This is a genomic window from Gracilibacillus alcaliphilus, assembly GCF_016909015.1.
Classification (GTDB): Bacteria; Bacillota; Bacilli; order Bacillales; family Amphibacillaceae; genus Gracilibacillus; species Gracilibacillus alcaliphilus.
Map to the genome: position 1 here is coordinate 129584 of NZ_JAFBFA010000002.1, position 12826 is coordinate 142409.

Here is a 12826-nt window from a genome sequence, read left to right on the forward strand (position 1 = left end):
GTGCTGTTTTGCGTGCAGTTGTAATGAATTTGTAATATCTTCTTTGTTTACGGAATCAGGGCTAAACGGTAGAATAGTACTAGGTATACATAGATGAATAGATCGTTCATTAAGGAGTGCATATATTGAGAAGGTTTATGACGTTTCTTGCCATTATACTGCTGTCCGGCCCATTTCTAGCTAGTTGTCAGCAAGGGGACCATTACCAGATAGAAAGGGTTGGTATGTTAATTGAACATACGATAAATGACCAAACATGGGGAAGTAAGGGGTATCACGGTTTATTGGATATACAGGAAAATTTGAATGTCGAGGTGTTATTTCGCGAAGGCGTTCAAACACAGCAGCAAGTAAATATAGCAGTAGAAGAGCTCTCCAACCAGGGCGTACAGGTTATCATTGGTCATAGCAGTATATACGGCGAGTTTTTTAACCGCATCCAATCATCTTACCCGGATATACAATTTATTTATGTGAACGGTGGTTATTCGGCAGATAACTTAATTAGTTTAAATTTTAATTCATTAGCCATGGGCTTTTTTGCTGGTATGCTGGCAGGAGAAATGACCGAAACCAATCAAGTTGGTATCATTGCGGCATTTGAATGGCAGCCAGAAGTAGAAGGTTTTTATGAAGGGGTAATGTACCAGAATAAGAATGCTAAGGTAAATGTGCAGTATGTAAATGGCTGGGATGAATCGCCATTAGCATTAGATTATTACAGAAAAATGAGAGAAGAACAGGTTGACGTCATTTATCCCGCTGGTGATGCTTACAGTCTCGCAGTGGTGGAATCTGCCATGAGTGAGGGAATCTATTCTATCGGATATGTTAATGATCAGCAGGCACAAGGCGGTCAATCCGTCTTATCTAGTACCATACAGCATATCGATAAATTGTATGTATATGCCTTAGAACAACTAATGGATGGAAATCTTCCAGGAGGAATTTATAATTTTGGCTTTACGGAAGATGTAATCAGTATGGGGACTTACAGTAATCATGTGCCACAAGAAATGATTGATCTTTTAGATCATCTAATCGAAGATTATAAGGACACAGGTCTGCTTCCTCACCAATCTTAGTTATTTTATCCCTTATGTCATTTAAAGAGGTTATTCCAAAAGTCCAATAAAAATGACACGGCTAATGCCGGAGTTGACAATAGGGGAACTTCTACTAAAAACGTCCACATCATGTGGACAAGGAAGAAGTCAATACGTCCTGTGCAAGTCCGTTACTCACGTATTAAAAGCATACGCTCCGTTCCTTGAAAAAGAAAATCACTTTTTCTGCGTGCAAGACCATCTCCTTGAAAAAGAAAATCACTTTTTCCGCGTGCAAGACCATCTCCTTGAAAAAGAAAATCACTTTTTCTGCGTGCAAGACCATCTGCTCAAAGGCTGCGTCGCCTTGAACTTTCGACGTACAGGACGTACTAGTGCAGGCATTATGACAGGACGTCATGGGTTTAGTTTGCCGACGCACACGATGTGCTATTATCGGTGTTGCAACACGATGTTGCGAACTTAACCAATGACTGTCCTTCTATCGCCCTTTTTGAACACGCACTTAAACAGGTTAGAAACAAACTTGAAAAAAAGTATATCTTGTTTTATTATTAGTACCAAGTCTTAATAATTGATATTAATTCCTTTTGAGAGGATGTTGCAGGTGAAAGCAGGGATTCTTGGAACAGGGCATTATGTTCCTGAGAGAGTATTAACGAATAAAGATATGGAAGAGATAGTAGAAACCAGTGATGAATGGATTCGCACACGAACAGGTATTGAAGAACGGCGAATCGCTGGTGATCATGAGAAAACCTCTGATATGGCTTACAAGGCAGCTGAAGAGGCCTTAAAAGAAGCAGGAATTACTGGAGACCAATTAGATTTAATTTTAGTTGCGACAGTGACCCCTGATCAATCGTTTCCGACAGTTTCTTGTAAGCTGCAGGAATATTTAGGAGCAACAAAAGCCGCTGCTATGGATGTTAGTGCTGCTTGTGCTGGTTTTATGTATGCTATGATAACGGCAAAGCAGTTCATTGAGTCAGGAGATTATCAACATATATTAATTGTTGGAGCAGAGAAACTGTCCAAAATTACCGACTGGACAGATCGAAATACATGTGTGTTATTTGGTGATGGAGCTGGGGCAGCTGTCCTAGGACCAGTAAGTGAAGGAAAAGGAATTTTATCTTTTGAATTAGGTGCAGACGGCAAAGGCGGTAAGCATCTATCACAAGATGGAGACTTCATTTTTATGAATGGGCGTGAAGTGTTTAAATTTGCTGTCCGTCAAATGCCGGAATCAGCTGTTCATGTAGTTGAGAAAGCAGGGTATGCTAAAGCAGATGTTGATTATTTAATTCCGCATCAAGCCAATATCCGGATTGTGGAGGCAGCTAGACAACGTTTAGATATAGCAGAAGACCGTGTAGCGATTAATATTAATAAATATGGCAATACTTCAGCGGCTTCTATACCAATTGCTTTGTCTGAAGCAGCAAAAAACGGTAAAATAAAGAATGATGATTTAGTGGTTCTTGTCGGTTTCGGTGGAGGACTGACATGGGGCGCTGTCGCCTTAAGATGGGGTAAATAGATCAAGGGAGGAAATGAAATGAGTAAGAGACGAGTCGTAGTGACGGGAATGGGTGCCGTTACACCATTAGGAAATACGGTCTCTGAATTCTGGGACCATTTGAAATCAGGTGCTTCAGGTATTGATTACGTGACAAAAGTAGATAAAGACAGCTTCCCAGCAAAAGTAGCTGGTGAAGTAAAAGATTTCGATCCAACACTGTATATGGACAAAAAAGAATCCAAACGTATGGATCTTTTTACACAATATGCAGTGGCTGCTGCTCGTATGGCAGTAGAGGATGCCAAACTTGATATTAATGATGAGATTGCAAATCGTGTAGGTGTTTGGATTGGTTCTGGTATAGGCGGAATGGCAACTTATGATGAACAATTTCGGAAGTTTGTTGATAAAGGTTACCGCCGTGTAAGTCCATTCTTTGTGCCAATGCTTATTCCAGATATGGCGGCTGGACAAGTATCTATTTTATTAGGTGCTAAAGGGATCAACAGCTGTACAGTGACAGCTTGTTCTTCTGGTGCAAACTCGATCGGTGACGCCTTTAAGGTTATTGAACGTGGTGACGCTGATTATATGATCACTGGCGGGGCAGAGGCGCCATTAACACCAATGGCATTTGCTGGTTTTTCAACAGCTAAGGCCTTATCGTTTAATGAAGATCCACATACCGCAAGTCGCCCGTTTGATAAGAATCGTGATGGATTTGTGATGGGAGAAGGTGCTGGAATCTTAATACTAGAGTCATTAGAAACAGCAGAGAAACGTGGGGCTACGATCTACGCAGAGATTGTAGGTTATGGTGCTACAGGTGATGCGTACCATATCACTTCACCAGCTCCAAATGGCGAGGGTGCTGCTCGTTCGATGCAGCAAGCTTTAGATGATGCAGACATTTCTCCAGAACAAGTGGACTATGTCAATGCACATGGTACTAGTACAGCTTATAACGATGAATTTGAAACACAGGCTATCAAAACCGTATTTAAGGACCATGCTTATCAAGTACCGGTTTCATCGACAAAATCAATGACCGGCCATTTATTAGGAGCGGCTGGTGCCGTAGAATCCATTGCATGTGTGAAGGCACTGCAAGAGAGTATTCTGCCGCCAACGATTAACTATGAAACACCAGATGAAGCTTGTGATTTAGATTATATTCCTAACCAAGCCGTCGAAAAAGAGATTGACATTGCTATCTCTAATTCGTTTGGATTTGGCGGACATAACGTAACATTAGTATTTAAGAAATTTAAATAAAGCGAGATTGATCGGGTGTTAATGTCCATTATGCTTGCCTCAGGATTAAATTTGTTAGCTGAGCGTCCTATTTTTATGATAGGGCGCTGTTTTTATTTGCGTCATTTTTAAGCATGAGATTATCGACATAGTTTCTAAGCTTGTACATATAATAAAACAAAGCTAAGAGGGAGCGTTTTATATGATTTATCTAGTGTTATTTCTGGTTGGATTTGGCTTAGCGATATCAGGTGGTGTATCGATTATTTTATATTTAAACTTCATTCCAGCCGGTTTGAGCATCTTAGATTATCTAGCAATTATCCAAACAAAAATAGAATGTTATTTCTTTTTCATCGGTCTGATTTGTATGGGGTGTTCAGTACATAAGCTGTCTAATTTATCTGTTAAATAATAACAGCAAAAGAATAATTTATCCTAGATTGGTCATACTGTTCATTAAACAGATTAGTCAAAGTGAGGGATAGAAATATGCTATATTTACACGATGTATGGGTGAATTGGTTTGAAGGAGAAGAGAATGGTTACAATGTTTGTGAGTTTCATGAGTGGCGTAAGTCTGACGGTATCGAAATTCTGGATCAAGCTCCGATTCTGCTTATAGATCACAAAGCATTTGTCTACATTGAAAATGACCTCCAAGATATCCCTTCTGCTATTTTAAAGCAAATTTACCAGCAGGCATATGTTCGTAAAAACCAGAAACGACAACCTCTTGACTACGCTTGTATTATCACCGATGGTTTTTCGATTATGGCCTTTGATACGATGGGGTATCATATTCCCATGCGAAAAAGCCGGTTGATTCCGCGACAAGAACGTTTGGTATTGGAATTAATAAGAGGGAGAACACCGGAAAAGTATTCTTTACCTAAACATACTGAGAAGGAGTTCCATATTTTATCCTTACCTCCACAATATATGGCGGGGCTTACGCGCAAAGAGCGGCAGCTTAAGCAATTATTGATGATTGCTATTGATCAATTGGAGGCGAATCAATCGATTGAAGAAATCAGATATTGGTTAACAGAGTGGCAGCCGGAACAATACCAGCAAATTAAACATATGTCCTTCGAGCAGGCTTGGTACACATTATATCAAGAACTGGTAAACGGCTGGGGGATAAAGCATGAAGCCTTCTGTCAGCAAATTATCAAAGGACATGCCTTCTATGAGGATATTTGGGAAAGGGAGCAATCTACACATACGGCAAAAAGCCTTCGTTCTACATAATTAAGAACGAAGGCTTTCATTTGGCTAACAATAAACTGTTTTGGATAGGTGGTGTGAGTCATCACTTTCCATTAGATGTTCTAGCCATGCAATGGTATGATCTTGTGGAACAGGCCTCTCTAGTAACGGATTAAATATACAGTTGTTTTCTAACAAAAACTATTTCTTCTTAACACGGCCTAGACCGATTGCTTTTTTTGCTTTTGTCAGCATTCTATTAGCAGCTATATTTGCCTTTTCTGCCCCTTGGTCTAGTAAGTCATCTAATTCCTCTGAGTTAATTAACTCATGATAACGTTCCTGGATAGGTCGTAATGTCTCAATCACCACATTAGCGGTATCTTGTTTGAACTCTCCATAGCCGCTGTCACGATATTTCTCTTCTAATTCTTCAATGGACTGACCAGAACAGATAGAGTAAATGCTGAGTAAATTACTGATACCAGGTTTATTTTCTTTATCAAACTTGACAATACCTTCGGAATCAGTCACCGCACTCTTAATTTTCTTCTCAATCTGTTTTTCGGAATCGAGCATTAAGATGACTGCTTTTTGATTTTCATCAGACTTACTCATTTTTTTCGTTGGCTCCTGTAAAGACATAATACGTGCTCCAACTTTTGGAATGCTTACTTCCGGGATGGTGAAGATATCATTAAAACGTGAATTAAAGCGGTGTGCTAAGTCGCGCGTTAGTTCTAAATGCTGTTTTTGATCTTCACCAACTGGTACGATGTCTGTGCCGTAAAGCAAGATATCGGCAGCCATCAGCGGCGGATAGGTAAGTAAGCCGGCTGATACCGCTTCTTTTCCTTTTGATTTATCTTTAAACTGTGTCATTCGCTCTAATTCGCCAATATAACTGATGCTTTGAAGGATCCACCCCAATTGCGTATGTGCCGGTACTTCCGACTGGATAAATAAGACCGATTTGGTTGGATCAATACCAGAAGCAATATACAGCGCTGCCAGTGATTTTATATTCTCCCTTAGTTTTAACCGGTCTTGCGGCACCGTAATGGCGTGCTCATCAACGATACAAAAAAAGCATTCATTATCTGCTTGTAATTCTACAAACTGCTTCATTGCCCCTAAATAGTTACCCAGCGTTAATGTACCGCTAGGCTGAATACCTGAAAAAATTCTTTTCATTCATGTTCACCTCTGCAAATTTATTAACTAACAGATTGGCGAAAGAGCCAGCATAGCTCCTCACCTATTTTTTAACAACCTGTTAAACACAAAAAAGCCCATTCTATCCCCTTTTCTATATAGATAAGGGACGAATGAACCGCGGTGCCACCCTTGTTATCATCCTTAAGATGATCACTTGACTGCTAGATAATGCTAGCATGCATGGAAAATCTTCTGAAAAGGCCAATTCCTTCGTTACACTAAACTGCAGTATAACAAAAAACAATGCCTGTCATAAGGCTTTGTTTTTCTTTACATAGTACCTATTCCCAGCTGCCATAGGCTCTCTTTAACTAGAGGTAAAGAAGTACTTCCCTTTTCTTTTCCAAATTCTATTCGTATGTAATGTATGTGATTGCATTATATAGAATTTAAGCCTGATTTTCAAGTCCTATCTTTCGATTCCTCCAAAATACGCTGTTTGATTCAATCTGGGAAGTTTTGCTAGTGGCAGCAGCGCAATCAATGCTGAACCCGTTTTTTTCCAATAGGAGAGTGCAACCTACGTCATAGCATAAGTGTTTCGAGGCAATTGCAGACTAGACAAAGTAAAGCTTAGTAAAGTAGACTAAACGCATGAAAAACTTCTGAATTATAGTTGTAATGAGGTGATACATTATGCAAAAAAATGGACAGGAACGTCAATATTGGCTGGATACCATGTTACGGATTGCTGCCCCTGTCTTACAAGCCTTATCGGAGAGACAGTTGAAACAGCTAATGCCAGTCGAAGCAGTTCCTGGACAGGACAGAACAATTTATACACATTTGGAAGCGTTAGCAAGGTTGTTGAATGGGATGGCACCGTGGCTGGAAAGGGAGAGTAACGACAGTCAAGAAGAAGCAAGGAGAAGACAGTACTGCGCATTAGCCAGAGAGGCTATCAGAGCTGGCACAGATCCTGATTCGCCTGATTATATGAATTTCACGGAAGGTGGTCAGCCTATTGTAGACGCGGCTTTCTTGGCACATGCTGTTCTTAGGGCACCGGTGGAGCTGTGGGAGAAACAAGATGATCAAACGAAAAGAAATCTGATCATAGCCTTGAAACAAACGAGGCGGCAGAAACCGGCTTTTAATAATTGGTTATTATTTGCTGGTATTATTGAAGCTTGCCTATATAAAGTGGGAGAGCAGGAATGGGATCCGATGCGGATTGACTTTGCTTTTAAACAGCTAGATCAATGGTATATGGGTGATGGTGTGTATCAAGATGGACCGAGGTTCCATTTTGATTATTACAATAGTTTTGTTATTCATCCAATGATTGTTGATCTAGTCGAAACAGTCGGTGCTGTTTATCAAGATTGGCACGACCGGCAAGACAGTTATCTGCAGCGTGCGCAGCGATATGCAGCTATTCTCGAGCGGCATATTTCTCCGGAAGGTACTTACCCGCCAATTGGCCGGTCACTTGCTTATCGATTTGGTGTCTTTCAGTCATTGGCCCAATCGGTACTGCGCCACGAATTACCTGCTGAACTGTCGCCAGCCCAAGTGCGTACTGCATTAACGGCAGTGATCGAAAAGACAGTAAAGGTACCAGGGATGTTTGATGCCAATGGCTGGCTACAAATTGGTCTGACTGGTCACCAGCCAGAGATTGGGGAGCCTTATATCTCAACTGGCAGTCTTTATTTATGCAGTACCGTATTCTTACCACTAGGATTACCGAAAGAAGATGAGTTCTGGACCAGTCCGGCAGAACCTTGGACTGCCAAAAAGGCTTGGGAAGGGAGCACCTTTCCTTTGGATGCAGCAAAGGAATAAAATTTTGTCCATGGAGACAGCAGCTGAACACAGGTGAAAACAGCGATCCATGATTTCTGCTTAACTTCTGTAATTTCGCTGGAACTTGTAGTAACAGTTTTGCAAAAGGTAAAAAATATGTTAAGAAAGGATGTTTTATATAGTGAACAATGTACGTATTGGAATTATTGGGGTAGGTAATATGGGCAGTGCTCACTCCAAATATTTGCTGGATGGAGCAATTGAGGGAGCAACATTAAATGCCATACTAGATACAGATCCACAAGCAATTCAAGCTTTTACAACAAGATTTGGTGAACGTGTTGCTACTTTTGTTGATGAGGAGGCTTTTTTTCAATCAGGTCTGATAGATGCCGTGTTAATTGCGACACCACACTATGATCATGCCTCGCTTGCTATTAAAGCGTTTGAACACGACTTGCATGTATTATGTGAGAAGCCTGCAGGTGTTTATACAAAACAAGTTCGCGAAATGAACGAGGCGGCCTCGAAAACAGATAAGATTTTTTCGATGATGTATAATCAACGGACCAATCCGTTATATCAGAAACTGCGAGAGTTAATTCAAGATGGCGAGCTGGGAGAAATCAGACGGATTAACTGGCTGATTACCAACTGGTACCGTTCGCAAAGCTATTATAATTCAGGCGGTTGGCGTGCTACTTGGTCAGGTGAAGGCGGGGGTGTACTTATAAACCAATGTCCGCACCAATTAGATTTATGGCAGTGGCTGACTGGAATGATGCCGAAGCGGATGCGAGCTTTCTGTCAATTTGGTAAATACCGAGAGATTGAAGTAGAAGATGATGTAACTGCTTATGCCGAATATGATAATGGCGCAACAGCCGTGTTTATCACAACTACTGGCGAAACACCAGGTACCAACCGTTTAGAAATCTCCGGGGACCGCGGTAAGGTTGTAGTGGAAAACGGTAAGCTGGAATTCTGGCAGCTGCGTGTATCAGAGCCAGAGTTTAACCAAACATATACAGGCGGCTTTGGCGAACCAGAATCATGGAAAATCGACATACCGATTAAAGGTGAAGAAACGGAACATCCTGGGATTACACAAAACTTCGTAGACGCTATTTTGAAAGGTACTCCTTTATTGGCTCCTGGTGAGGAAGGTATTAAAGGATTAACCTTATCCAATGCCATGCAGCTGTCTAGCTGGACCGATGATTGGGTGGAGTTTCCGATCGATGAAGAATTGTATTATCAGCACCTGCAAGACAGGATTAAGCAGTCCACAGTTGAGAAAAAGACAGCCAAAGTAACCTTGGATGTCGAAGGTACTTATTAATAACCTAAGTACTAGTTGGTAGCAAACTTTGCTGACCGTGCCTAGCGGTGTAAAAATAAGAGACCGGCTGGATGTCCGCTTGGCTAAATAGAATAGGACTGACCTTGAGACATTTCTTATTTTTCGGAAAAATAATCGAAAGGAATGGTAAAAACGATGAAATTTTCTGTATTTACAGTAATGGCTCCTGATACGACACCGGAAGAAATGATTCTTTATCTAAAAGAAACCGGCTATGACGGAGTGGAATGGCGCTTTAAAGAAACACCAGAAGAAGTGAAACAACAAGCAACCAGTTTCTGGGGCAATAACCTTTGTACGATTGATCCATCAATTACAGACGCTGAGATTGAACGATTGGCGAAATTAGGCAGCGATAATGGGATTGACGTGTTTAGTGTAACACCATATCTGACATCTGGCGATTTACAGGCCACAGAGCGTGTCTTGGAAGTGGCACAGAAATTTGGTGCTTCTTCCATTCGGGTTGGAGTGCCCCGTTATGACCGATCAAAAAACTATCTAGATTTGTACAAAGAAGCAGTAAGCTACTTGCAAGAAGTAGAGCAAATGTGTAAACAATATAAAGTTAAAGGCTTGGTAGAAACCCATCACGAAACAATTACCCCAAGTGCAGCTTTAGCGTATCGCCTTGTTCAATCATGTAACCCTGATCATATTGGTGTGTTGTATGATCCTGGTAATATGGTTCATGAAGGGTATGAGAATTATCGTATGGGGATGGAGCTATTAGGAGATTATTTGGCACATGTTCATGTCAAAAATGCCAAATGGAAGCAACATGATGGTAACTGGCAGGTTGAATGGGCACTGCTGGATGAAGGAGTCGTCAATTGGGCGCAAGTGTTAGCTGATTTAAAAGCAGTTGGTTATGATGGGAATATTGGGATGGAAGATTTTAGTGGAGCATACGGTACAAAAGATTCGCTAAAATACAACATCGATATGATTAAAGAATATTTAAATCGGGTATAGCCATTAGGTGAAAGGAATATATATTCCTTTCGCCTTTTCTATTGGAAACGTTGTATTCCTTTGTTCAATACCTATTCACATTTCCAAATTTTTTGAAAAAATTTAAGGGAAAAACACAAAAATAGGCGTTTTTTCTGTATAATGAAAAAATACATATAATTAAAGTGCGTGTTCAAAAGTTCGATAAAAAGGATCATCATCGGTTAAGTTCGCAATGTCCTGGGACTGCGGTTACTCGCCCCACCGAAACCATTTGTTGCAACACCGATACTAGCACATCGTGTGCGTCGGCAGGCTAAACCCATGACGTCCTGTCATAACGCCTGCACTAGTACGTCCTGTACGTCGAAAGTACCAGGCGGCGCAGCCTTTGAGTAACGTACTTGCACAGGATGTGTTGACTTCTGCGTTACCCACACGATGTGGGTGAACTTAGTAGAAGTTCCCTGATTGCCAACGCAGAAATTCGCTGTGTCATTTTGATTGGACTTTTTGAACAACCTCTTAAAGTTAGGAGCTGTAAATACATGCGGAAATACATAAAAGTAATACTGGGTATGTTGTTTTTACTGCCTATTATTTCTCTCGCAACACCAGTCAGTGCAGAAGAAAATGAGGAACTATTGATGGCAAGTACCCATATGACCCATTCAATAGGGGAGGTACAATTAGATTCACAAGCTCATTTTGCACGATTTACATATGATTCAGGCCGTAATTTCGAATATCCCGATGCGGTTAGGGGAATTTTTGTAACGGGCAATTCAGCAGGCGGGGAGAAATTTAATTCTTTGCTTGAGATGATCGATAATACCGAATTAAATGCAATGGTTATCGATATCAAGGAAGATGATGGAAATATCATGATTGACCCAGAGCAAGACCTCCCGTATGAGGATGCTGTACAAGGAATAATCAAAGATCCGGAGGCAATGATGGAGACCCTTGAGGAGAGAGGTGTGTATCCGATCGCTAGAATTGTTGTCTTTAAGGATACACAGTTGGCCGAAGCACGTCCAGACTTATCTTTTCTGGAGAATGGGGAAGTATGGAAGAATGGCAGGGGAGAGGCTTTTGTAAGTCCATTCCAGAAAGAAGTGTGGGAATATAATGTGGAAATTGCCAAAGTAGCGGCGGAACTCGGCTTTAAAGAAATCCAGTTTGATTATGTACGTTTTCCAGAAGGTTTTGAAACAAGAGATGAAGACTTAGAATATGATCAAGGTGACTATGCAGATGTAGATATGGACAATATTAAGAAAAGGGTCGAGGCAGTAACAGACTTTGTTGCTTATGCTCGAGAGCAGCTTTCTTATTATGATGTAGACGTTTCTGTAGATATCTTTGGTTATGCGGCAACACTAGAAGAAGCACCAGGGATTGGTCAGAACTTCTCTAGAATTTCAGAAAATGTCGATGTGATTTCTTCGATGATTTACCCAAGCCACTGGACTTCTTATTTCGGTATTGATTTTCCTGATAAAGAGCCTTATAAATTGGTCAGTGAGTATGCTAAGCTGGAAAATGAAGTGCTTGGTGCGTTGGATGAGCCACCAGTTTCAAGACCGTGGCTGCAAGACTTTAGTGCCCCTTGGTTATACAGTGGTCCTACTTTTGAATATGGAGTAAAGGAAGTAGAAGCTCAGATCAGGGCTTTACATGAAAATGGGATTGAAGAGTTCTTACTTTGGAATGCTAGCAATAATTATACAGAAGGCGTAGATTATACACCGTTAGATTAATCATAAAATGGAGGAACATCCTCCATTTTATGATTATATTTCATGAAAAAGGGTATAATACTTTGTAGGTAGAGATGACTGCAGCGAAGGGGGGAACGTTAAGTGAATTGGTATGAGAAATTACAACGGTATTTTCCCGAAGATGAGATGAAGTCGAAAGAACATATGGAATTATTGTTAAAGGAAAAGGGAGACGTATACTTTAAGGATGAAGGACCAGATCATGTGCTGATGTTTGCAGAATTTCCTACTTTCTTGTTTATCGATTATGTATACGTGTCTAAGGAATCGAGAGGACAAGGGATTGGTCATCAATTATTTGAGAAACTCAAGCAGAAGAATAAACCAATTATTCTAGAAGTGGAGCCGCTTGATTATTCTGATTCAGATACATCTAAACGATTACACTTTTATCAGCGGGAAGGCTTTAAACATGCGGCAGCTATTGGATATACCCATCAATCATTAGTGACGGATCAATCAAGCACATTAGAGATTCTATATTGGTCGCCTCATGATGAGAATGAGGAAGAAGTATATCAGCAAATGAAGATGATGTACGAAGATATTCATACGTATAAAGATAAGGAGTTATATGGAAAAACTTATCGTTCCGTAGATGAGGCAGTCAAGTATGATACGAATCGCAAGTCAGATAATATTTTCCATTCTATACAAAAGATGAATGACAAATCTTCAGAAAAACCCTAGAGATTTTCAT

The 12826-nt window shown here is 40.6% G+C and carries 11 protein-coding genes and 1 other annotated feature; of the genes, 10 read left to right on the top strand and 1 reads right to left on the bottom strand.

Annotated features, from left to right (window positions below):
- Positions 1-125 precede the first annotated feature (125 nt).
- The 5 genes from JOD18_RS02385 (at position 126) to JOD18_RS02405 (ending at position 5100) form a co-directional block, all read left to right on the top strand.
- Positions 126-1085 (top strand): BMP family ABC transporter substrate-binding protein, encoded by a 960-nt coding sequence (locus JOD18_RS02385; protein ID WP_239587870.1) that lies wholly within the window; start codon positions 126-128, stop codon positions 1083-1085.
- Between the two features lie 589 nt (positions 1086-1674).
- The gene (locus JOD18_RS02390) at positions 1675-2610 is read left to right on the top strand and encodes a beta-ketoacyl-ACP synthase 3 (protein WP_204667333.1); all 936 of its coding nucleotides are present in this window, start codon (positions 1675-1677) and stop codon (positions 2608-2610) included.
- A gap of 18 nt (positions 2611-2628) precedes the next feature.
- Positions 2629-3867, top strand: coding sequence for a beta-ketoacyl-ACP synthase II (fabF, locus tag JOD18_RS02395; protein WP_204667334.1), 1239 nt, complete (start codon positions 2629-2631; stop codon positions 3865-3867).
- Between the two features lie 181 nt (positions 3868-4048).
- Positions 4049-4261, top strand: a complete 213-nt coding sequence (locus JOD18_RS02400; RefSeq protein WP_204667335.1) for a YuzI family membrane protein — start codon at positions 4049-4051, stop codon at positions 4259-4261.
- Positions 4262-4338: 77 nt separating this feature from the next.
- Positions 4339-5100, top strand: coding sequence for a DUF3603 family protein (locus tag JOD18_RS02405; protein WP_204667336.1), 762 nt, complete (start codon positions 4339-4341; stop codon positions 5098-5100).
- A gap of 159 nt (positions 5101-5259) precedes the next feature.
- Here JOD18_RS02405 and trpS read toward each other — a convergent pair whose 3' ends face one another.
- The gene (gene trpS / locus JOD18_RS02410; protein ID WP_204667337.1) at positions 5260-6252 is read right to left on the bottom strand and encodes a tryptophan--tRNA ligase; all 993 of its coding nucleotides are present in this window, start codon (positions 6250-6252) and stop codon (positions 5260-5262) included.
- Positions 6253-6375: 123 nt separating this feature from the next.
- Positions 6376-6626, bottom strand: a binding site (T-box leader).
- Positions 6627-6912: 286 nt separating this feature from the next.
- On the opposite strand from trpS, the gene JOD18_RS02415 reads away from it, so the two are divergent.
- From JOD18_RS02415 to JOD18_RS02435, 5 genes are all read left to right on the top strand, one after another.
- Entirely contained in the window at positions 6913-8064 is a 1152-nt protein-coding gene (locus tag JOD18_RS02415; RefSeq protein WP_204667338.1) for a DUF2264 domain-containing protein, read from the top strand.
- A gap of 142 nt (positions 8065-8206) precedes the next feature.
- On the top strand, positions 8207-9367 hold the full coding sequence (locus JOD18_RS02420) for a Gfo/Idh/MocA family protein (protein ID WP_204667339.1): 1161 nt from the start codon (positions 8207-8209) through the stop codon (positions 9365-9367).
- Between the two features lie 156 nt (positions 9368-9523).
- A complete protein-coding gene (locus tag JOD18_RS02425) occupies positions 9524-10363 on the top strand; it encodes a sugar phosphate isomerase/epimerase family protein (protein WP_204667340.1) in 840 nt (279 codons plus the stop codon).
- A 527-nt stretch (positions 10364-10890) separates the two neighbouring features.
- Positions 10891-12105 (top strand): putative glycoside hydrolase, encoded by a 1215-nt coding sequence (locus tag JOD18_RS02430; RefSeq protein ID WP_204667341.1) that lies wholly within the window; start codon positions 10891-10893, stop codon positions 12103-12105.
- A gap of 102 nt (positions 12106-12207) precedes the next feature.
- Complete coding sequence (locus JOD18_RS02435; protein ID WP_204667342.1) at positions 12208-12816, top strand: GNAT family N-acetyltransferase; 609 nt, start codon at positions 12208-12210, stop codon at positions 12814-12816.
- The last annotated feature ends 10 nt before the right edge of the window (positions 12817-12826 follow it).

Coding starts and splice junctions, on each gene's coding strand:
- JOD18_RS02425 (WP_204667340.1), top strand. CDS start 9,524: ATGAAATTTTCTGTATTTACAGTAATGGCTCCTGATACGACACCGGAA.
- JOD18_RS02430 (WP_204667341.1), top strand. CDS start 10,891: ATGCGGAAATACATAAAAGTAATACTGGGTATGTTGTTTTTACTGCCT.
- JOD18_RS02400 (WP_204667335.1), top strand. CDS start 4,049: ATGATTTATCTAGTGTTATTTCTGGTTGGATTTGGCTTAGCGATATCA.
- JOD18_RS02415 (WP_204667338.1), top strand. CDS start 6,913: ATGCAAAAAAATGGACAGGAACGTCAATATTGGCTGGATACCATGTTA.
- JOD18_RS02405 (WP_204667336.1), top strand. CDS start 4,339: ATGCTATATTTACACGATGTATGGGTGAATTGGTTTGAAGGAGAAGAG.
- fabF (WP_204667334.1), top strand. CDS start 2,629: ATGAGTAAGAGACGAGTCGTAGTGACGGGAATGGGTGCCGTTACACCA.
- trpS (WP_204667337.1), bottom strand. CDS start 6,252: ATGAAAAGAATTTTTTCAGGTATTCAGCCTAGCGGTACATTAACGCTG.